Annotated in this window: 17 protein-coding genes; 3 read left to right on the top strand and 14 right to left on the bottom strand. The window is 58.5% G+C overall.

Features of this window, described 5'->3' with window-relative positions; all coding sequences use genetic code 11:
- Positions 1–64 precede the first annotated feature (64 nt).
- From IG617_RS11505 to IG617_RS11480, 6 genes are all read right to left on the bottom strand, one after another.
- Positions 65–1072, bottom strand: a complete 1008-nt coding sequence (locus tag IG617_RS11505; protein WP_192109641.1) for an ABC transporter permease subunit — start codon at positions 1070–1072, stop codon at positions 65–67.
- A gap of 118 nt (positions 1073–1190) precedes the next feature.
- Positions 1191–2795 carry an ABC transporter substrate-binding protein gene (locus tag IG617_RS11500; RefSeq protein ID WP_276529820.1) on the bottom strand — a complete coding sequence of 535 codons (1605 nt, stop codon included), beginning with the start codon at positions 2793–2795 and terminating at the stop codon, positions 1191–1193.
- A 299-nt stretch (positions 2796–3094) separates the two neighbouring features.
- Positions 3095–4594 (bottom strand): glycerol kinase GlpK, encoded by a 1500-nt coding sequence (glpK, locus tag IG617_RS11495; protein ID WP_192109356.1) that lies wholly within the window; start codon positions 4592–4594, stop codon positions 3095–3097.
- A 67-nt stretch (positions 4595–4661) separates the two neighbouring features.
- Positions 4662–6185, bottom strand: a complete 1524-nt coding sequence (glpD, locus tag IG617_RS11490; protein WP_192109355.1) for a glycerol-3-phosphate dehydrogenase — start codon at positions 6183–6185, stop codon at positions 4662–4664.
- A gap of 149 nt (positions 6186–6334) precedes the next feature.
- Positions 6335–8710, bottom strand: a complete 2376-nt coding sequence (locus tag IG617_RS11485; protein WP_192109354.1) for a mechanosensitive ion channel domain-containing protein — start codon at positions 8708–8710, stop codon at positions 6335–6337.
- A 165-nt stretch (positions 8711–8875) separates the two neighbouring features.
- A complete protein-coding gene (locus tag IG617_RS11480) occupies positions 8876–10438 on the bottom strand; it encodes an aldehyde dehydrogenase (NADP(+)) (RefSeq protein WP_192109353.1) in 1563 nt (520 codons plus the stop codon).
- A 208-nt stretch (positions 10439–10646) separates the two neighbouring features.
- Between IG617_RS11480 and IG617_RS11475 the strand changes: the two genes are divergently transcribed.
- Positions 10647–11756 carry a DUF2336 domain-containing protein gene (locus IG617_RS11475; protein ID WP_192109352.1) on the top strand — a complete coding sequence of 370 codons (1110 nt, stop codon included), beginning with the start codon at positions 10647–10649 and terminating at the stop codon, positions 11754–11756.
- Here the strand turns inward: IG617_RS11475 and IG617_RS11470 are convergent.
- The 3 genes from IG617_RS11470 to fliI all read right to left on the bottom strand — a co-directional run bounded on the left by IG617_RS11470 (position 11749) and on the right by fliI (position 14159).
- Positions 11749–12195 carry a paraquat-inducible protein A gene (locus IG617_RS11470; RefSeq protein WP_192109351.1) on the bottom strand — a complete coding sequence of 149 codons (447 nt, stop codon included), beginning with the start codon at positions 12193–12195 and terminating at the stop codon, positions 11749–11751. The two genes, IG617_RS11475 and IG617_RS11470, sit on opposite strands and share 8 nt — an antisense overlap.
- Positions 12196–12397: 202 nt before the next feature.
- Complete coding sequence (gene fliJ, locus IG617_RS11465; RefSeq protein WP_192109350.1) at positions 12398–12805, bottom strand: flagellar export protein FliJ; 408 nt, start codon at positions 12803–12805, stop codon at positions 12398–12400.
- 28 nt (positions 12806–12833) lie between these two features.
- A complete protein-coding gene (gene fliI, locus IG617_RS11460) occupies positions 12834–14159 on the bottom strand; it encodes a flagellar protein export ATPase FliI (RefSeq protein WP_192109349.1) in 1326 nt (441 codons plus the stop codon).
- A gap of 373 nt (positions 14160–14532) precedes the next feature.
- Here fliI and ctrA point away from each other — a divergent pair, with 373 nt between their 5' ends.
- Positions 14533–15225 carry a response regulator transcription factor CtrA gene (ctrA, locus tag IG617_RS11455; protein WP_153771958.1) on the top strand — a complete coding sequence of 231 codons (693 nt, stop codon included), beginning with the start codon at positions 14533–14535 and terminating at the stop codon, positions 15223–15225.
- Between the two features lie 148 nt (positions 15226–15373).
- Here ctrA and IG617_RS11450 read toward each other — a convergent pair whose 3' ends face one another.
- Complete coding sequence (locus IG617_RS11450; RefSeq protein WP_192109348.1) at positions 15374–16345, bottom strand: MBL fold metallo-hydrolase; 972 nt, start codon at positions 16343–16345, stop codon at positions 15374–15376.
- A 340-nt stretch (positions 16346–16685) separates the two neighbouring features.
- On the opposite strand from IG617_RS11450, the gene IG617_RS11445 reads away from it, so the two are divergent.
- Positions 16686–17579 (top strand): LytTR family DNA-binding domain-containing protein, encoded by an 894-nt coding sequence (locus IG617_RS11445; protein WP_192109347.1) that lies wholly within the window; start codon positions 16686–16688, stop codon positions 17577–17579.
- 60 nt (positions 17580–17639) lie between these two features.
- Here the strand turns inward: IG617_RS11445 and IG617_RS11440 are convergent, their stop codons facing one another.
- The 4 genes from IG617_RS11440 to IG617_RS11425 are packed head-to-tail and all read right to left on the bottom strand — an operon-like array spanning position 17640 to position 20631.
- Positions 17640–18509: a CheR family methyltransferase gene (locus IG617_RS11440; RefSeq protein WP_192109346.1), complete on the bottom strand. Its 870-nt coding sequence runs from the start codon at positions 18507–18509 to the stop codon at positions 17640–17642.
- Positions 18506–19723, bottom strand: coding sequence for a protein-glutamate methylesterase/protein-glutamine glutaminase (locus tag IG617_RS11435; RefSeq protein WP_192109345.1), 1218 nt, complete (start codon positions 19721–19723; stop codon positions 18506–18508). Before IG617_RS11435 ends, IG617_RS11440 begins: the two co-directional genes overlap by 4 nt.
- Before the next feature lie 19 nt (positions 19724–19742).
- The gene (locus IG617_RS11430; protein ID WP_153771953.1) at positions 19743–20108 is read right to left on the bottom strand and encodes a response regulator; all 366 of its coding nucleotides are present in this window, start codon (positions 20106–20108) and stop codon (positions 19743–19745) included.
- Between the two features lie 43 nt (positions 20109–20151).
- Positions 20152–20631, bottom strand: coding sequence for a chemotaxis protein CheW (locus tag IG617_RS11425; RefSeq protein WP_209008449.1), 480 nt, complete (start codon positions 20629–20631; stop codon positions 20152–20154).

Here is a 20631-nt window from a genome sequence, read left to right as displayed (position 1 = left end):
TTCCAGCGTGTCTTGGGTGGCCGCTGCGGCCGAGGCGTTTTTTGTCATTTTCTCGTCCCTCGGCTCAATTGTGCCGAATGCGCGGATTGATCAGGCCGTAGAGCAGATCAACGATCAGGTTGACCAGCATGATGATGCCCGCGATCAGCAGCAATCCGCCCTGAACCACGAAGTAGTCGCGTCGTGAAATGCTGTCGACCAGCCACTTGCCAATGCCCGGCCAGGAGAAGATCGTCTCGGTCAGGATCGCGCCAGCCAGAAGCACGCCAACCTGAAGGCCGATGGTGGTGATCACCGGGATCAAAGCATTGCGCAGCGCATGAAAGCCGATGACGCGGAAAGGCGGCAGACCCTTGGCGCGCGCCGTGCGCACATAGTCTTCGCCAAGAACCTCCAGCATCGCGGACCGGGTCTGGCGGGCAATCACGGCCAGCGGGATTGTCGCCAGAACCACGGACGGCAGGATCAGGTGACGCACCGCCGACAGGAAAGCGCCCTTTTCACCGGACAGCAGGCTGTCGATCAGCATGAAGCCGGTCACCTGCGGAAAAAAGAACATGAGCGAAATACGTCCAGACACCGGGGTCCATTGCAGGATGCCCGAGAACAGGATGATCAGCAGCAGGCCCCACCAGAAGATCGGCATGGAATATCCGACAAGGGCAGTGCCCATGATCGCCTGGTCGGCAACCGAGCCGCGCTTGACCGCAGCAAAGATACCCGCCGGAATGCCAAGACAAACAGCAATGATGATCGCGCAGAGCGCCAGTTCCGCCGTTGCGGGAAAGAGCGTCAGGAATTCGTCCAGCACGGGCTTCTTCGAGGCAAAGGAAGTGCCGAGATCGCCCTGGAAAATGTTGAGCAGGTAGTCGAGATACTGTTCCCAAAGCGGGCGGTCGAAGCCCATCTGGGCCATCAGCTGCGCCTTGCGTTCGGGGTCAATCCCCCGCTCGCCGGCGAGAAGATCAAGTGGATCGCCCGGCAGAAGCCGAATGAAGCTGAAAGCCACCAGCGTGACCCCGAAGAACGTCGGAATCAGAAGGCCAAGGCGGCTGAAGAGGAAGCGAAACATATCGTGGGTCCGGATATGACGAACCAGCGGATCTTGCCGGGAAACAGCAGGATGACCGCCGGTCGAATAGACAAAGGCGCCGGCGTTGATCACGCCGGCGCCTGATTTTCAAGCCGGTTTACTCGGCGATGTCGACACCGTCAAACCAGTGACCACCGAGCGGGTCCATGACGTAGCCGGTGACCTTGGAAGACATCGGCATGAAGACAACCGAGTGAGCAATGGTGCCCCAGGGAGCTTCTTCCTTGAAGACCACCTGAGCCTCTTCGTAGAGCTTGGTGCGCTCTGCCTTGTCGGAGACCGTCTTGGCCTTCTCGATCAGGGCTTGAAACTCGTCGTTACACCACTGGGCACGGTTGGAACCGCCAACGCCGTCACAGCCGAGAAGAACGGCCAGGAAGTTGTCGGGGTCGCCGTTGTCACCGGTCCAGCCGAGAAGCACGGCACCGTCACGATCTTCAGCCTTCGAACGGGACAGGTACTCACCCCATTCGTAGGAAACGATCTCGACATCGACGCCAACCTTTGCAAAGTCCGCCTGCATGACTTCAGCCATACGACGGGCGTTCGGGTTGTACGGACGCTGCACAGGCATTGCCCAGATCTTCATGGACAGGTCGGAAACGCCGGCGTCAGCCAGCATCTTCTTGGCCAGTTCCGGATCGTAGGCATCGTCTTCGATGGCGTCGTTGTAGGACCACATCGTCGGCGGGATCGGGTTCTTCGCAGCCTGGCCGGAGCCCTGGAAAACCGCGTCGAGGATCGCCTGCTTGTTGATGGCGTGGTTCAGCGCCTTGCGGACGTTCTTGTTGTCGAACGGAGCAACCTTGGTGTTGTAGGCAAGGTAGCCGACGTTCAGGCCCTGCTGTTCCATCATGGTCAGGCTGTCGTCAGCCTGGATGTCAGCAATGTCAGCCGGAGCCGGGTAAGGCATCACGTGACATTCGCCAGCCTTCAGCTTCTGCAGACGAACCGCCGCATCCGGCGTGATCGCGAAGATCAGGTTGTCGATCGGCTGCTTGCCACCCCAATAGTCGGCGAAAGCGTTGTAGCGGATGACCGCATCTTTCTGGTAGCCAACGAAGGAGAACGGACCGGTGCCGACTGGCTCCTGGTTCAGCATTTCCATCTTGCCGTCAGCTTCCAGCTTGTCAGCGTATTCCGCGGACAGGACAGAAGCGAAGTCCATTGCCAGGTTCGCCAGCATTGGCGCTTCCGGACGGTTCAGGACGAACTTGACCTGGTAATCATCAACCTTGACGATTTCCTTGATCAGGTCCGGCATGGACATGCCGTCAAAATATTCCCATGCAGCACCGGCAGTGTACTGGTTCCAGGCATGGTCCTTCTTGAGCTGACGCTCGAAGGAGAAGACAACGTCATCGGCGTTGAAATCGCGCGACGGTGTAAAGAAGCTCGTGGTGTGGAACTTCACGCCCTTGCGCAGGTTGAAGGTGTATTCCAGACCGTCTTCGGAAACTTCCCAGCTCTCAGCCAGACCTGGCAGCACTTCCGTTGTGCCGCGCTTGAATTCAACCAAACGGTTGTAGAGCGGCTTGGAAGAGGCATCGAAGGTCGTGCCGGCGGTGTAAAGCGCGGTATCAAACCCTTCAGGTGACCCTTCAGAGCAGTAAACCAGTGTCTTTGCGGACACACCGGTCGCCGCGATCGTCGCAAGGCTGACACCGAGTAGGGTAGCCTTCAAGGCTTTCGTCATTTTCATCAAACTGTTCTCCCCTTGATGAAGAATCCAGACACGTTGCCATCATGAAATGTGGCTTGGAGGTGTCTTGGACCGGGGCAAACTAAGGCCGTTTTTTCAGTAAAATCAACAGCAGAAAAATTTCGAATTTAAGGGCGTTTTCGAAATATTTTTACTAGGTAAGGGTTGCTGCCGTAATAAAGACTACGCTGAACCCTATTCAGGCAGAACAGGTTTCCCTTATGGAAACCTGTTCGCCACTGACAATTAAACGATTGTATTTATTGGCATTATACCAACCTGCACGGGACGGTGAGCCATCACGCCTGCGAAGAGGTCGAGCGCGTACGGCGGACAGCGTCGCGCCAGCCAGCAAGAAGACGATCACGTTCACTTTTCGCCATGACCGGGGAAAATCTTCTGTCCAGGTGCCACCTTGAGGAGAATTCCTCCTGCCCAGGCCAAACACTTGCGCGTGATCCCGCCAGCCAGGCCGCTCCCAGCGCTGTTGTTTCGGCCACACTTGGCCGATCGACCGGCGCGCCGAGAATGTCGGCGAGGAACTGCATGGTCCAGTCAGAGGCGGTCATGCCGCCATCAACGCGCAGCACGGTCTCGCCTTGCGCGCTCCAGTCAGCCTGCATGGCATCGATCAGATCACAGGTCTGATAGCCGACGCTTTCAAGCGCGGCCCGTGCAAAATCCGCCGGCCCGGTCGCGCGGGTGAGCCCGTAGATGGCACCGCGCGCATCCGCGTCCCAATGGGGTGCACCAAGGCCGACAAAAGCCGGCACCATGTAAATCGGCTGTTCCCGGTCCGCCTTCTCCGCCAGCCCCTGCGTCTCTTCCGCCGAGGAGATCAGGCCAAGGCCGTCACGCAACCATTGAACCGCCGCGCCGGCAACGAAGATCGACCCTTCCAGGGCATAGGTCGGTTTGCCGTTCAGGCGATAGGCAATGGTGGTCAGGAGGCGATTGCGTGACGTCACCGGGCTGTCGCCCGTGTTGATCAAGGCAAAGCAACCGGTGCCATAAGTCGACTTGACCATGCCCGGCTCAAAGCATGCCTGACCGACGGTCGCCGCTTGCTGATCACCAGCGACACCCAGGATCGGCAGCGGCTTGCCGAAGAGATCCGCCCGGGTCATGCCGAAATCATCGGCACAATCGCAAACCTCCGGCAACATGGACATGGGAACGCCCAGCAACCGGCACAGGTCTTCGTCCCAAACATTGTCGTGGATGTTGAAGAGCAGTGTCCGGGACGCATTGGTCGCATCCGTGACATGACGCTCGCCGCCAGTAAGATGCCAGATCAGCCAGCTGTCGACCGTCCCGAAGGCCAATTCGCCGCGCTCTGCACGTTCGCGGACGCCCTCGACATGATCGAGGATCCACGCAACTTTCGTCCCGGAAAAATAAGGATCGAGCAGGAGGCCCGTTTTTTCGGTGAACAGCGCCTCATGGCCGTCCTTGCGCAACTTGGCACAGAACTCCGACGTCCGGCGATCCTGCCAGACGATGGCGTTGTAAACGGCCTTGCCTGTCTTCCGGTCCCAAATGACAACGGTTTCCCGCTGGTTGGTGATGCCGATGGCCGCGATGTCCGCGACGGACACATGGGCACGCTCCAATGCCTCGCGGCACACAGCGGCGGTCGTAGACCAAAGGTCCTCAGGGTCATGCTCGACCCATCCGGATTTCGGAAAATGTTGCTTGAATTCCATCTGGCCGACGCTGATCGGCTGAAAGTCACTGCCAAACACGATCGCACGGCTGGACGTGGTTCCCTGATCGATGGCCAGAATGGCACCCGCCATGGCAACTTCTCCCTATGTGGATGGGGACCTGTCGCTGAAAGCGCAGATCACCTCTGTCTTGTTGGTTTTATGCAGCAGCTTCGGCTTTTTCCGCAAGATAGCGCTTGATGAATGCCTCGAGAGCAGCTGTTTCAGTCTCGGAGAAATGCAGACCCAGCTTCGACCGGCGCCAGAGAATGTCTTCTGCGGCGCGCGCCCATTCCCGATCAATCAGCCAGCGCACTTCAGGTTCGTACAGATCCGCCCCGAAACACGTGCCAAGATCCTCTGATCTTTTCGCATCTGCCAGGAACAGGCGTGCATCGGTTCCATAGGCGCGAACCAGACGCTCGGCATGCACTTTCGCAAGGAAGGGGAAGTCTGCCTCAAGCGAACTCACCTGGGCATCGAAATCAAGCGGGCCAAAATCACCGCCCGGCAACGGCGCATAAGCTGTCCAGACGCCGCGCTTGAAGGGCAGGAATGGCTCGAGTTTCTCGAGCACCTGTTCAGCCAGTTTCCGGTAGGTGGTGATCTTGCCGCCGAAAACCGAAAGCAGGGCAGCGCGGTCGTCCTCGCCGCCCTCAAGCTCCAGCACGTAGTCACGTGTTGCGGCCTTGGCGTCTTCGGCACCGTCATCGTAAAGCGGGCGCACACCGGAATAGGTGTGGATCACATCTTCCGGCGTTACCGTGGTCTCAAGATACTCGCTCACAGACTGGCAAAGGTATTCCACTTCGCCATCCGAAATCTTCACTTCGTCCGGATCGGCGTCATAGTCGACATCTGTCGTTCCGATCAGCGTGAACTCGCGCTCATAGGGAATGGCGAAAATGATCCGGCCGTCGCCATTTTGGAAAATGAAACAGCGGTCGTGATCAAACAGCCGGCGGACCACGATGTGGCTGCCCTTGACCAGACGCACGTTTGAGGTCCGGTTCGCACCGACGACACCGGACAGCATGTCGGCAACCCAAGGCCCGGCCGCATTGACCAGAGCCTTAGCCGTCACCGTACGCTCCTCTCCGCTTTCAAGGTCGCGGAGGACGACTTCCCACAAGCTGCCTTGCCGGCGCGCATTCACACACTTGGTGCGTGTCAGGATGTCCGCACCCCGGTCAGCGGCATCGCGTGCATTGAGGACCACCATGCGCGCATCCTCGACCCAACAGTCGGAATACTCAAAGCCCTTTTTAAACATGGCCTTGAGGCCATGAGAGAACGGCGGCTGATCGAGCTTGACGGTCTTTGTCGCCGGCAGAAGCTTGCGGCCGCCAAGGTGATCATAGAGGAAAAGCCCCAGGCGCAGCAGCCAGGCGGGGCGCAGTTCCTTGTGATGGGGCAGGATGAAACGCAACGGCCAGATGATGTGCGGCGCGGCCCGCCAAAGGACCTCGCGTTCCTTCAACGCTTTGCGCACCAGGTCGAATTCGTAATACTCGAGATACCGCAGTCCGCCGTGGATCAGCTTCGTCGACGCGGAGGACGTTGCCCCTGCAAGATCGCCCATTTCCGCCAGAAGAACCGATGCTCCCCGGCCAACTGCGTCGCGCGCGATACCGGTGCCATTGATCCCACCGCCGATCACCACGAGATCATAATCGGGCGTCATTCACTTCTCTCCCGGAGCCTTTTGCTCGCGCTCACAAACGCGATTTATCCCTGAAAGCGAAAATAAAACGAAACTTTACGAAATTCAATCAAACAAAACCGCCACTGGCATCCAGCGGCGGTTTTTTATCATTTTCAACAATGCATGCATTATTCGTCAGGTGCGATGGAGGTATCCAAAGCCGGGACATCGGGCGTCTTTCTCGGCTTGGCCTGGCCCTTTGTTTCTTTTTCAGATGGAGGCAGGGCACCAGCCTCCGCCGGAGCGGCGGGCACCGCCGAATGATACGTCACCTGCGGGAATGGAATCTCGATGCCCAGCTCGTCGAAGACTTCCTTCACAAACTCGTTGTAAGCGCGCCCGGTCGACCACTGATCGCCAGGCGTGGTCTTGATCCGCACGCGGATATCAATCGCGCTGTCGCCGAAGTTGGTGACGCCATGCATCTCCAGATCGCCAATGATCCGGCCACCGTACTCGCTTTGCTGCAAGCGCTGGAATGCCTCCAGCAGCGCTGCCTTGGCATGCTTGATGTCCGTGTCGTAGGAAACGCCGATGATCGCGACATGGTAGGAAAAGTCGCGCATGAAATTGGAGACCATATCGACCGAAGAGAACGGCACGATGTGTGTCGTGCCTTCGAGGTCACGCATGCGAACAGAGCGGACGGTCAGTCGTTCGACGGTCCCCGTGACACCGCCGACCGTAACCACATCCCCCTCGTTGATGGCATTCTCGATCTGGATGAAGGCGCCCGTGATGATGTCCTTGACCAGGGTCTGTGCGCCAAACGAGATGGCAAGACCGACAACACCTGCACCGGCAATCAACGGCGCGATATCGATCCCGATTTCGGACAGGGACAGCAACGCCGCCATCACGATGATCACGACGGTGAATGCATTGCGGAACAACTGGAACAGCGTCCGGACGCGCGCGGTCACCACATAGCCCGCGTGTTCGCGAAGCCTGAGGTCAACCCATGACATGACCGCAAGCCAGATGGCGAAGGCGACCAGAAGCACCAGCGCCGCGGAGCCGTAACGCCCCAGCAGCTCAACGCCGCTCGGCGACGTCAGCCAGTTGCTCAGGCTCAAGACACCCCAGATTTCGAGCAGGACCAGAACCGTCAGGGCGAAGACGACAAAACGCAAAATCCTCAGCATCCGCGGCAAAAAGGTATTCAGCCGCGTTTCAAGCGCAGGAAGGTTCGTGCGCACGTCTTCCGGAAGCCTGATGCCTCCGGTGATGGTCCGCGTGATGGCCAATGACACCAGGAACCCGCCCATGATCGTCAGGATCGAATAGCCGGTCGCCTGCATGACGATGGCAACTGCGTCAAATGGGCGAGACATCCACACGCCGAGCACCATCAGAATGTAGAGATACGCAAGCCAATGCCAGACTTCGGCCACCCCGACCAGGATCCGTTGCGCCAGATCGCTGGAAAGGTTCTGGGCATAGGTCTTGATGCCTTCCGCAACATGACGGCTGTTCTTGCGAACGAGCGCGAGGAGGAACACGGCGGCAAGCAGCACCACGAGCACCCGAACCGCGTTACCAACGACGAAGGACACAGTGAGATTGGCCACCGGCACGCCCAGCATCTGCCCGTAGCCGAAGAAGGACACGACGAAACCGAGGCGTTTCGCCCAGTAAACTGCAGACGCATCATCAAAAGGCAAAAGCCGCAGCATGGGCCGCTCCGGCGCAAACACGAAGCGAAGCCCGACTTTGGCAACGCCTGTCATCAGAAACGCGTTCAGCGCCAGGCTCTCGAGCAGAGACGCGCCGCTCTGAAGCCCTCCGAACGTGAAAAGCGCAGCGCTGTTGCCAGCGGCCCAGCCCGCCCCGACCGTCAGGAGATCTGCAAGCGTGGTGACAGCCAGCAGGAAGACCCGCATGACCACACCGCCATATTGCGCCTTGAGAACGTAGCGCTGGAAGAACATGTGAAGCAGCCGCTGGCCCAGGAGAAAAACGACAAAGGCAACTCCCAGGACCAGCACCACTTCAATCGTCGCCTGCCGGGCTTTCTCCCAGCGCACCTGCACGTCGCCGTTGGCCAGAAGCACCAGACCATTCAGAGCATGCCGGACGCGTGCGAAGCTCGCAACTGCGCTGTCGACGGTAGAACGCGTGTACTGCCCAAGGCGAACGGCAAAGGTCTGATCATTGCCTGTGGCCGCGGCATCGCCATCGGTCTGCGAAGCGCTGGCAGCCCCTTCACCGCTCGCTTGCGCGGCACCGCTTGCGCTCGTCTCCCCGGTTTGATCTGAAGGCAGCTCTTTCAAACGCTGGATCAGCGCGTCGCGACTTTCCGGGTTCTGCAGAACCTTGATCAAGGCCTCACTGGCCGCATCAAGCGACGGCTCGGCGTTCGCCGTGTCACTCGCCTCCCCGGAACTCTCCGATGAAGTCGCGGACCCGGTAAGCGGTATCCCTTGCGCAAAAGAAACGGACGGCAGCACCACACAGGCAAACAGAAGAAAGGCGATTGCAGAAATGCGGGCAGAAGCTGTCATTCATTCAAATCCGATTGCTTGTCTGGTCGAAGTGTCTTGCTTGGCTCCGTTCAAGCGCTGCAATACCCCGTTTTTAACGCACAAGGTAGCGTTACCGTTCCACGCACAAACAGAAAAGGGCGCATATTCATGCGCCCTTCCCCAACTCGGACCGGACATTCGCCTTCAGGACCGCTTGCCATTGTCCAGGCGCGGGGTTTCCGTTCCATCCTGAATGGCGTGCGGCAGCATGTCAGACAGGAAATTCTGGTAAGAGACCGGCCGCAGGAAGCGCTCGATCGCTTTTGTTCCAACCGACGTGGAGCGCACATCTGTCGACGCCGGATAGGGACCGCCATGCATCATCGCATGACTGACCTCGACACCGGTCGGGAAGTTGTTGCGGATCAAGCGCCCCGCCTTCCTCTCAACGATCGGAAGCAGAGGCGAGACCGCTTCCAGGTCGGCATCATCCATGATGAAGGTTGCCGTCAGCTGTCCCTCAAGAGCTTCAGCCACCTTGATGACCGCCGCCGCATCGGCACAGCGCACGACAACCGCCGCCGGGCCGAAAACTTCATCGTGAAGGGCGGGATTTTCCAGCCACACCTCGGAGCTGACATCAAAGACCACCGGAGCTGCATCGCAAGCGCCGCCAGTGCCCTCGCCTTTCATTGCGACTGTCGCCTTGCCGCTTTGCTCGCGTTCTGCAATTGCAGCCGCATACGCCTTGGCGATACCTGCGGTCAGCATGGTCTGGGCCGCGACATCTCCAAGCGCCTTGCAGGCCGCTTTCAAGAAGGTATCCAGATCCGGCCCGTCGAGCGCAATGACGAGGCCTGGATTGGTGCAGAACTGCCCAACACCCATCGTCAGAGACTGCGCCCACCCGGTCGCAATTTCATCCGCGCGCGCCGCGAGCGCCTGCGGCATCAAGAAGGTCGGGTTGATCGACCCGAGCTCGCCGTAGAATGGGATCGGCTCCGGCCGGGATACAGCCAGATCAAAGAGGGCACGGCCACCGCGCAAGGATCCGGTAAAGCCAATGGCCTTGATCAGGGGATGCGTCACCAGAGCACCGCCGGAGGCCTGGCTCGCGCCCTGGACAAGACCGAATGTGCCGCTTGGCATGCCGGTCTTTTCAATCGCAACACGGATCGCTTCTGCAACAATCTCAGCCGTACCCGCATGGGCCGGATGCCCCTTCACAACCACAGGGCACCCTGCTGCCAGGGCAGATGCCGTATCCCCGCCTGCGGTCGAAAACGCCAGCGGGAAGTTCGAGGCGCCGAAGACGCCGACAGGACCAATGGGTTTCAGCATCAGCCGGATGTCCGGCCGTGGCAGTGGCTGACGATCGGGCAACGCCCGGTCTATCCGCGCATCGAAACAGCTGCCTTCCTCGATCCAGTCCGCGAACAGCCGCAACTGGCCTGTGGTGCGGCCTCGCTCGCCGTTCAGACGCATTTCGGGAAGCGCCGTCTCCTTGCATCCAATTTCCGTCAGATCAGCACCGCGCGCTTCGATCTCGTCGGCAATCGCCCTGAGGAAATTCGCCCGATCTGCGGTCGAGGTGCTGCTGAAATCTGCAAACGCACGTTCCGCAGCTTCGGCTGCCTTGGCGACCGTTTCGGCATCAGCGTCTTGAACGGCGGCCTGAAGGACCTCTCCGGTTGCCGGATTGACCGTCTGGAAAGTCCCGCCACCTGAGACCCAGGCCCCATCGATCAAATGCTTACCGTTCAGCATGGCTTTTCCTTCTCAATTTCACTCTTGATACCGCGCGCTGGCGGAGCCGCCAGAAGATTTCCAAGGGCTTTCCACGCCATGCCGGCAAATGCAAGCCGCGATCACGTTGGAAGGCGCACGGAAGCCCAGACTGAAACCAAAAATTCACCATGTTTCATAACGTAGTTCTAACAAGGTTAGTTGTACTGTTCCGCCTATGGGGGACTGGATGTTTTATCAGCTGCTTGAAATGGCAAAGGAAAACACGGCCGAAGCGCGCGGTGCGCTGATGCTTGGTTTGGCAGATATTCTCGTTCGCGGCATCGAGAAACGCTCCGAAGAGGAGCTGCAGATGTTCGGCGAGATCGCTGTTTTGCTCTACACCAGCGCGCCAAAACCTGATCGCATCCAGTTGTCGCGCAAGATCGCGTCGGAGCTCCGTACGCCAATCAACCTTGCCATGACACTTGCGAGTGACGACATCTCGATTGCTCTGCCGGTGCTTGAAAAATTCCCGGCGTTCAACCCGGAGAACCTTCTCCGGCTGGCCGAAGAGCTGGATGACGAGCATCTCCAGGTTCTCGCCAGACGCACGGACATCAACACCAAGGTCTCCGACAAGCTGGTTCGGCGCGGGTCGAAGGTCGTTCACCGCATCCTGGCCGGCAACCGGGAAATACGTCTTTCACAAATCGCCTTGAAGGCGCTCGTGCGCCACGCTGTTCAGGATGTTGTGCTGCGTGAGGATCTGGCCCTTCGCTCCGACCTCACCCCGACCGTCTGCACCATGCTCATGCCCCATGTTCGCGGAGCAACCCAGAAGCGTCTGCAGAAGCTGATTACCGGAGTGCTGTCCAAGTCCGACCTGGACAAGCTTGCCAGGCTGCGTGAGCTGCGCAAGGAACATGGCGCCAAGATCGACCAGCTGGACGGCAAGCCCCTCTGGGACTATGCGCAAGCCAGCGAAATCTCATTGAACGAACTCGTCGTCTTGATGCTGCAGGATGAGCGCCTCGCGCACGTTGCCGACCTTCTTGGCCAACAGGCGCGAGTTGCGGCCGGCACCGCTCGAAACGCGGTCTTCAAGGGAGATGTCGAACAGATCGTCGCCATCGCTCAATCCGCGGGCCTGTCGACCGATGCCTTCTCGCTTTTGGCAAAGGCACGCTGCAAGCATCTGCGGATTCCAAGTTCCAAGGCCGCCGAATGGATCTCGGCTTATGTCGCTGCCCAGACTGGCAAAAACGCGGGCAAAAAGCGCCGCGGCGATGGCGCATTTGCAGCCAAGCGCAGGGTTCGACCGCGGCGCGACACAACCCGTCGTCTTGCCGCTATTTAAGGACTTTGCGACGCGCGCAAAGGAATGCGGCCAGTGCCGTTGTGAGCGTGGCAGCTGCGTAAAACCATAGGCCGGGCAGCACACTGGCTGCCGCCAATCCGCTCGTTTTTGCAGCAAACAACACCAGCGCAACCAGCATCACGTCAAGCATCGACCACTTGCTGACCATGCTCAGGAAGTGAAGCGATCTGCTCGCGCTACCTGACAGCGCGGCGACGTGGGTCAACAGGATTTTCAGGGCCGGAAATCCGATCGAGACCGCTCCGATCAGGACGGCAAGACCATGTTCCTGATCGCGCCACAGCACCAGAACCATATCCACCAGCGACGGCCGATCCTCCAGAATGAACAACCTCTCGAACCGCATGAGCGGTAGGGTCAGCCCGAGAGCAAAGGAAAACGTTGCGACGGGAAGCAACAAGGCAATGGCAAAACGCATGCGCGGCTGAAAACCTTCTCAAGGAGGAGCCCGACCCAATCGCGGATCGGCAAAAGCAGGCCCAAGAGCCTATCTTCGCAGAACCTATAACACAGCCCAGACGCGAACCAGCTTGAGCTAGACAGCATAAAGGCCCGAACCGGTTTACCGCTTCGAGCCTTTATGAAAGTACAGATCCGCCAGGAGAGCAGAAAAAGATTGATCAGCGCCCCCGGGCGCGGGCCGCAATCTCGTCCAGCTGATCCTGTTCGGCAATTTCCTGGGCCGTGCGCTCACGCTGCTGGTCGCGCTCTTCCAGTTGCTCGAACTTTTTCAGTTCTTCGATGGCTTCATTCAGCTCATCACGCGCACGCTCAAGCTGCTCATCCAATTCCAGCGCGGAATTTTTCAGATTGTCACGGCGTGTTGCCGCAGCCTTTGCGAACGTCGGATAGGCGAAATGCCCCACATCGGTAATACCGACGCGTTCCTGTTCACTCCGGATCTGGTCGTCGAGTTCGTCGGCCATCCGGTTGAATTCTGCGATCATCGTCTCGATCTGAGACAACTGCCGCCGTTTGTCATCGACCTGAAAACGCTTCAGGCGAATTAGACTGTCTCGGGTTTTCATTACTCAATACTCCCCTAGCAGACCGATACTACCCCGGAGTCATTTCCAAAAGGTTGGCAAGCTGCAAATAACCATCCTGCAGCGAGGTTGCCTCGTCCTTACCTTGGTTCAAAAACGCCTCCATCGGCTCGAAACGGGCAATCGCTTCATCCACCACAGGATCAGATCCCTTTCTGTAGGCGCCCAGGCGGATCAGCTCTTCCATGTCCGTGTAGGTGGACAAAAGCTGCTTGGCCCGGCGCAGGACCGGCAGATTTTCTGACGGCACACAGCGCGGCATTGTTCTGGAAACCGACTTTAGCACATTGATGGCCGGATAGCGCCCACGCTCGGCGATCCCTCTTTCCATCACCACATGGCCATCGAGAATACCGCGAACTGCATCGGCCACCGGCTCGTTGTGATTGTCCCCTTCCACGAGCACTGTGAAAAGACCGGTGATCGCGCCGCTCCCGACTTTGCCTGGGCCGGCGCGCTCGAGAAGTCTCGGCAGCTCGGTGAAAACCGTCGGCGTATAGCCCTTCGAGGTCGGAGGCTCGCCGATCGAGAGGCCGATTTCCCGCTGCGCCATGGCAAAGCGGGTGATCGAATCCATCATGCAAAGCACGTTTTGGCCTTCATCGCGAAAATGCTCGGCAACCGTCATGGTCAGATAGGCCGCCTGACGGCGCATCAAGACGCTTTCGTCGGATGTCGCAACAATCACTACCGAACGGGCGAGCCCCTCCTCGCCCAGATCATCCTCAATGAACTCCTGGACCTCACGGCCACGTTCACCGATCAGTCCAATGACGGCGACGTCACAGTCCGTGTTGCGCGCAAGCATCGACATGAGCACGGACTTGCCGACGCCTGAACCGGCGAAGATGCCCATGCGCTGGCCCTCGCAGCAGGTCACAAAGGTGTTCAGCGCACGCACGCCAAGATCCAAGGGTCCTCCAACGCGGGCGCGATCAGACGCCGGCGGCGGTGAGCTGCGCAATTTTCTGGTAACCTCGCCACCGGGCAGATCGCCCTTGCCGTCGATCGGTTCGCCCAGGGCATTTACGACCCGGCCCAGCCAGCCGTTCGCAGGATGAACAACGCTGTCACGCGCCGTGATAACGGCCTTGCAGCCCATCCGGACACCCTCAAGACCGGAGAACGGCATGCACAGAGCATGGTTATCCCTGAAACCCACAACCTCGGCCGGAACTTTCGGATTGTCTTCGCCACTGTCGATCATGAGTCGCGAACCCACGCTCATTTCGTGGATTGGCCCAGCAATTTCCACCAAAAGTCCCTGCACGGCGACGACCCGACCGTAAATTTCAGTCGCCATAAGCGAATCGATTTCGGCAAAAAGCGACTTCAAATCGAATTCCTTTCAGCAGTTAACGGTTTTGGTAACCTATCGTTTACGTCTCTGCTTAATCTTAATGAACGGAACGTTGACAGGCGAGAGCCATTTCAGGGTCCAGCAGTTTTGTGGAGAATGAATCTGAACGGAGTCGGTTAGCACCGCTTCCTAATGTAAAACATTAAGCTCCTTGATTCCGGCATTTTTTCAGCGGACTCAAGAACTTGCCGTTTTTCACAGATTACTTCCCCTGGAGCTTGCCGCTACGAATTAGATTTTGTTAACCATAAACGACTAGCTTTGGGTCGGGGTTAATAACAGTCCTACGTAGCAGGCACCGACAGAGCCGTTGCGACTTGCCCAGGAAAGGCAACATAAGGGGATTGGCATGCGTGTATTGTTGATTGAGGATGACAGTGCGACAGCACAGAGCATTGAGCTCATGCTGAAGTCTGAAAACTTCAACGTCTACACGACAGATCTTGGCGAGGAAGGTATCGACCTCGGCAAGCTGTACGATTATGACATTATTATGCTCGATTTGAACCTGCCGGACATGTCCGGTTATGAGGTTCTTCGCACCTTGCGAGTCTCTAAGGTCAAGACGCCTATCTTGATCCTCTCCGGCAATGCCGGCATCGAGGACAAGGTTCGTGGTCTCGGCTTTGGCGCCGATGACTACATGACCAAGCCTTTCCACAAGGATGAGCTTGTCGCACGTATTCACGCCATCGTCCGTCGCTCGAAGGGCCATGCCCAATCGGTCATCGTGACTGGCGACCTCAAGGTCAATCTGGATACCAAGACCGTCGAAGTTGGCGGCCAGCGCGTCCATTTGACGGGCAAGGAATACCAGATGCTCGAGCTGCTTTCCCTGCGCAAGGGCACGACCCTTACCAAGGAAATGTTCCTCAACCACCTCTATGGTGGCATGGACGAGCCGGAACTGAAGATCATCGACGTCTTCATCTGTAAGCTGCGCAAGAAGCTCGCCGCAGCAACATCAGGGAAGAACTATATCGAAACTGTCTGGGGCCGCGGCTACGTGCTGCGCGAACCAGAAGTCGAACAGGCTGCCTGATCTTCGGACTTAAACGTCCCGATACGATTTTAAGACCCCCGCTCCGGCGGGGGTTTTTGTTTGTTCAGGCGGCCGCGGATAAAAAAACGGCCAGGTCATCAAGACCTGGCCGCTCAGTGCCTCTAATGTTGAATGGTGGGGCCACGCATTAGAGGCTTAGCTGATAGCTCTCCGCGACATAACGGAAGTTGTCGCCATCCGCCTCGACGTATCCCACAGCCGGGAACGGCATGTGATAGCCAACGAACGGCACCTTGTCGCTTGCGAGCATTCCAAGAACCTTGCGGCGCGTCGCAGCTGCGGCGCCCTTGTCCATGTCGAAGCGCACTTCCCAATCAGGATGGGCGAGCGACCAGACGTAGTGATTGGCGGTGTCTGCGGCCAACAGGAGCTGCTTGCCCTGGCTTTCGAGCATGTAGACCATGTGCCCCGGCGTATGACCGCCCGCCGCCATGGCAGTGACACCTGAAACGACGGAACCACCATCTTCCAGGAAGGTCATTTTCTCGGCCAGCGGCTTGACGTTCTTCGCCATAAGCTTGGTCACGCCATTGGCTTCCGGATCCATCTTAGACCAGAAGTCATATTCGGCTGCGCCCGTTACATAGCGTGCGTTCGCAAAAGCCGGCTGACCGCCTTCCATTAGGCCGCCAATGTGATCGGGATGCATGTGGGTCAGAACGACGATATCGACCTGCTCAGGCGAGTAGCCTGCGCTTTCGACCGCAGCGCGCATGTTGCCACGTGCAGGACGGCCACCCTCGCCGACGCCGGTATCGAACAGAACCAGCTCGGACCCAGTGTTCACCAGGGTCGGAGTGAAAAAGGTCTTGAAGCTGTCGGCGGGAATGAAGTTGTCCGTGGACACGGCTTCGAACTCGGCCGCCTCGACGTTCATTCCGAAGGTCTTTTGCGGCTCACCGACAGGCACGACGCCGTCAAGCAACGTGTTGATCTCGAAATCCCCGACGCCATAGCGCGCAACCGGGTTGGCCAGAACGCCCTGCTTGTCGGCAGAGGCCAGCACTGAGCTCGAGCTTGCGAGAACGGCGCCTGCAGCAGCGCCACCAGCGCCCAGAAGCGCAGCGCGGCGGGAAATCTCGACCTTCAGATCGCTCATGTCATTCTCCTGATTTTCTTCAAGGCCCCTCCCAAAGTCACTCAGCCGTTTCTCGGACAGAATGAGGCAGTGTCGGACGGCTACCCGCCTCCACAGACCCCATAGGGAAAGCGAGGCGGGCGGTCCGCCACAGGACCAGATCAAATTCCATAGGAGAATGTGGCACCGCAGACTGTTTCGGAAAGTAGCCCACCCGTTTTCTTCACGAAATGCGCGAACGTCCTGCGGTCAAGTGATTTTTATTTGAAATGGCAGTGAGTTAGAATGGATCTCCCATTCATGCATCTTAGATGGTAGGGTAAAAATCACACCATCGGAGGCGATCTTGGTTCCCTTACCCATGAAGGAGTTGTCAATTCTGAGCGGTCTGAGTGCCGTTTTGATTGCCGCCACACAAATTGCTGTTCCGGACGGATGGCATCTGCTCGGCGCTTATGGCTACTGGCTCGTCCGTATTGCCCTGGAAGCAGCCCTGTTTATCGGCGGCCTTCAGATCGCCGTCCAGATCGCCGGCGTGCAGCGCCACCGCTTTGTTCTGGTGCTCGCGACCAGCCTCGCGACACTTGCCCCGTTTGTCCTCGCAACCACGGCCATGGACATCATCCTGGGTCTTCCGGAACTCGAGCGCCTGCCGATGGTTGGTGTGCCGTTCGAGGGCCAGGGAAACTCACATCCGGTTGGCGACCGGCTGGTCGTCTTTGTCTATGAGCTGGGCTTTCTGCTGGACAATCATCTGGCGCTCTGCCTGCTCATCACCGCCCCCTGGATCCTTCGGCAGAGCGTAGAGACGGAAGACAGTGCCAAAGAGGCATCTTCTGAGGAACGCAAAGAGACGAGACCTGACGGGCTGGACAAAGTGTCCGAAGGCGTCCCGACGGAAGACGAGGTCGCCTCCGAAGAGGTCACGTCACCACCAGCAACGCCGTTCCTGCAACAACTCGAGCCGGCGTTTGAAACCCGTCTTCTGCGTGCGGAGGCCCAGGAACACTATGTCCGCCTGATCGGCGAGGCCGAGACACGCATGATCCTGTTTCGCTTTGCCGATCTGATGAAGCTGCTTCCCGAAGAAATGGGCAGCCAGGTCCACCGCAGCCATTGGGTCGCCCATGACGGAGTCGAGCATTGCTATCGCGACGGCAGCAATCTGCGCCTGAAGATGAAGGACGGGTCGACGGTTCCGGTGAGCCGCAGCAACGCCAAGAGCGCCATGGAGCGCTTCGGCACGAGCAGCTAAAAAGCAAACGGCGACCCGTGGGCCGCCGCAATGTTTTCAGTCACGCCAAGGTGCTTGGGTTCAGCGCGTGGAAGCGCCCGCGACCAATCTTGGAGCGACAGCTCCCGGCCGTGCTGCTGCCTGCTTGCGCTGAAACAGGCCGCGCTTGCCCGGAACAGGCTTGAAGGCGTCTGTCAGCCCAACGACCGTTTCCGCGGCACCCAGAACCAGGAAGCCGTCATCCGGCACCATCTTGGCAAGACGGTCGAGGATTTCCGACTTCGTCTGCTGGTCGAAATAGATCAACACGTTGCGGCAGAACAGAATGTCGAATTCGCCGAGATGGCTGAAATTATCGAGGAGGTTCAGCTTGCGCCACTCGATCATCGCCCGCATGTCCGGGTTGATCTGCCACATGTCGCCCTTCTGATCGAAATACTTCAAAAGCATCTGGATCGGGAGACCGCGCTGAACTTCAAACTGGCTGTAGAGGCCAGCCTTGGCCTTTTCCAGAACCTCGTTCGACAGATCCGTTCCAAGAATACGGGTGCGCCAGCCTGCCAGCTTCGGCCCTGCTTCCTTGAGGCAGATGCCCAGGGAGTAAGGTTCCTGCCCGGAAGACGCTGCAGCGCACCAGATCTTCAGGGCGCGTGTCCGCGCCCTTGCTTCGAGAAGCGCCGGCAGCATGGTGTCGTTGAAGTGGTCGAAGGGTGTCTTGTCACGAAAGAAGAACGATTCATTTGTCGTCATAGCCTCGATGACATCGTTTTCCAGCTTCGAGTTGCCACCCCGTTGCATGTTTCCGATCAAACCGCTCAGCGTATCGAGCTTCGCGGTTCTTGCGACTGGCAGCAAGCGGCTTTCGACCAGGTATTGTTTGTCGTTGGACAGGACCAGGCCTGACTTGTCCTTGAGGAATTTCTTCAGAAACTCGAACTCAGCCGGGGTCATCGAGCGTTCCCCTTTAATACGCGCGCTACTTTGGGACCGATTTCAGGAAGCGGCAACACGTCGCTGCACATCCCGGTGTTTGCAGCGGCACCTGGCATACCCCAGACAACGCTCGTGGCTTCATCCTGGGTCAGAACGCTGCCGCCACCTGCGGCAATCGTCTTCACGCCAGCTGCGCCATCATGACCCATTCCGGTCAAGATAAGACCCAATGTCGCCGATCCATAGATCTTGGCGACGCTGTCGAAGAGTGGATCGACAGCGGGTTTACAGAAATTCACAGGCTCGCCATCTGTCAGGCAGATCTTGACCGCACCGGCTTCCTTTTCAAGGATCATGTGCTTTCCACCCGGGGCAACATAGATGTTGCCCGGCTGCAAGACATCGCCATGTGCACCCTCTTTTGCAGGACGCATGGCCGCCTTGCCGACGTGTTCGGCAAGAATGGCGGTAAAGGTTGGCGGCATATGCTGGGTGATGACGACCGGAACGTCCTGAATGGCGGTTCCAATGTCCTTCATCACCTGCTGAAGTGCCTGGGGTCCGCCAGTGGAAGACCCGATTGCCAGGATCCGCGGCTTGACCGCTGCATAGGGACGAAGCTTGAAGGCGGCAGCCGGGGCCGCGGCGGCACCCGTTCCACCCTGCGCCATCCGCAGCGGCTCACGTGTGTTCGCCAAGCGACCGACAGGAGCCTGGGAAACCGTCCGTCCTGCATTCGTTGCAGCACGCATGGTGCGTCCAGGGCCACGCATCCGCCGGGCGCGAATGCCCAACGCCTTGACCTTGTCGATCAGTTCGCGGCGGAAATCGACTGAGGTCGTGACTTCGGAAGTGGATTCCGGCTTGGGGACATAATCGGCAGCACCAAGCGAAAGTGCTTTCAAGCTGATTTCCGCATTCCGGCGTGTCAGTGTTGAGGCCATGATGACCACAAGGTCACGCTTCTTGGCCAGCATCAGCGGCAGCGCGGTCATGCCGTCCATTTCCGGCATTTCAATATCGAGAACAACCACGTCCGGGTTGCTCTTTTCAATGTCGTCAACGGCAAGCTTGCCGTTTCTGTGTGATCCGACGACCGAAAGTCCGGGATCAGAGTCCAACCAACGGGTCAGCAAACCTCTGATAACGACGGCATCGTCGACGACCATTACGCGGATGGGATCCGTGCCCGGGTTTGCCCCGGTCGTGATATTTTGTTGTGCAAAGGCCATTTACAGGGTCCAGTCGCAATTAGATGAGGCCGACTTCCTGAAACTTTGCTTCGACGATTTCCCGATCGAAGGGCTTCATGATGTACTCGTTGGCACCAGCCCGGATCGCGCGGGCGATATGAGCCACGTCGTTTTCCGTCGTACAGAACACGACAATCGGCTTTTCACCGCCATCTTCGCCACGAAGACTGGTCAGGAACTCCAGACCATCCATGACCGGCATGTTCCAATCCAGAAGGATTGCGTCCGGCATGGTCTTCCGGCATTCGTCCAGAGCCTGCTGGCCATCTTCGGCTTCGGTAATATCGAAGTTCATGTCTTCCAGAATGCGGCGAGCCACTTTCCGGATGACACTTGAATCATCGACGACAAGACATTGTTTCATCTCGTTTGTCTCCGTTGAACGGCCGGACGAAGCCGGCCGATTATCACGCTGCTGCCGCTGCCATTGGCTCTGGGAACATCGTGCCAAGCAGGCGGGCCACATCCAGAATGACCATCAGCTTGCCATCGAGACGATGCACGCCGCCTGAGATCTCGGCCCAACGCTTGTCCAGGTTGGACGGATTGGATTCTGCGGAGCTGCCCGGAAGGTTGAGCACTTCTCCGACAGCATCGATCACGAGACCGTAGCTTTCGTGCTTGTACTCGATACCGACAGCCATCATCTGACCATCTTCCTGAGGCGGAAGATGGAGGCGGCGGCGCATGTCGATCGCCGTTACAATCCGTCCGCGGAGGTTCAGAACCCCTGCCACTTCGGGAGCAGACAAAGGCACGCGCGTCACGCTTTCCGGCACGAACACGTCGTGAACCTGGGAAATCGGGAGGCCAAACAACTGGCCTCCGATCACCACGGTGACGTACTGAATTGTGTCACCACCAGCCGAAACATTGTTTTCGATCAT

The organism is Roseibium polysiphoniae (assembly GCF_014842925.1).
GTDB classification, from domain to species: domain Bacteria; phylum Pseudomonadota; class Alphaproteobacteria; order Rhizobiales; family Stappiaceae; genus Roseibium; species Roseibium polysiphoniae.
Note: the sequence above shows the minus strand (reverse complement) of the source record. Positions and strands in the feature narration are given on the sequence as shown.

Bases quoted from the DNA above. Each gene is read 5' to 3' on its own strand.
- IG617_RS11485 (WP_192109354.1), bottom strand. From the start codon at position 8,710: ATGACAGCTTCTGCCCGCATTTCTGCAATCGCCTTTCTTCTGTTTGCC.
- glpD (WP_192109355.1), bottom strand. From the start codon at position 6,185: ATGACGCCCGATTATGATCTCGTGGTGATCGGCGGTGGGATCAATGGC.
- IG617_RS11470 (WP_192109351.1), bottom strand. From the start codon at position 12,195: ATGCGTTTTGCCATTGCCTTGTTGCTTCCCGTCGCAACGTTTTCCTTT.
- IG617_RS11425 (WP_209008449.1), bottom strand. From the start codon at position 20,631: ATGATCGAAAACAATGTTTCGGCTGGTGGTGACACAATTCAGTACGTC.
- IG617_RS11500 (WP_276529820.1), bottom strand. From the start codon at position 2,795: ATGAAAATGACGAAAGCCTTGAAGGCTACCCTACTCGGTGTCAGCCTT.
- ctrA (WP_153771958.1), top strand. From the start codon at position 14,533: ATGCGTGTATTGTTGATTGAGGATGACAGTGCGACAGCACAGAGCATT.
- glpK (WP_192109356.1), bottom strand. From the start codon at position 4,594: ATGGCGGGTGCCATTCTGGCCATCGATCAGGGAACCACGTCCAGCCGT.
- IG617_RS11505 (WP_192109641.1), bottom strand. From the start codon at position 1,072: ATGTTTCGCTTCCTCTTCAGCCGCCTTGGCCTTCTGATTCCGACGTTC.
- IG617_RS11445 (WP_192109347.1), top strand. From the start codon at position 16,686: ATGAAGGAGTTGTCAATTCTGAGCGGTCTGAGTGCCGTTTTGATTGCC.
- fliJ (WP_192109350.1), bottom strand. From the start codon at position 12,805: ATGAAAACCCGAGACAGTCTAATTCGCCTGAAGCGTTTTCAGGTCGAT.
- IG617_RS11475 (WP_192109352.1), top strand. From the start codon at position 10,647: ATGTTTTATCAGCTGCTTGAAATGGCAAAGGAAAACACGGCCGAAGCG.
- IG617_RS11480 (WP_192109353.1), bottom strand. From the start codon at position 10,438: ATGCTGAACGGTAAGCATTTGATCGATGGGGCCTGGGTCTCAGGTGGC.
- IG617_RS11450 (WP_192109348.1), bottom strand. From the start codon at position 16,345: ATGAGCGATCTGAAGGTCGAGATTTCCCGCCGCGCTGCGCTTCTGGGC.
- IG617_RS11430 (WP_153771953.1), bottom strand. From the start codon at position 20,108: ATGAAACAATGTCTTGTCGTCGATGATTCAAGTGTCATCCGGAAAGTG.
- IG617_RS11440 (WP_192109346.1), bottom strand. From the start codon at position 18,509: ATGACCCCGGCTGAGTTCGAGTTTCTGAAGAAATTCCTCAAGGACAAG.
- IG617_RS11435 (WP_192109345.1), bottom strand. From the start codon at position 19,723: ATGGCCTTTGCACAACAAAATATCACGACCGGGGCAAACCCGGGCACG.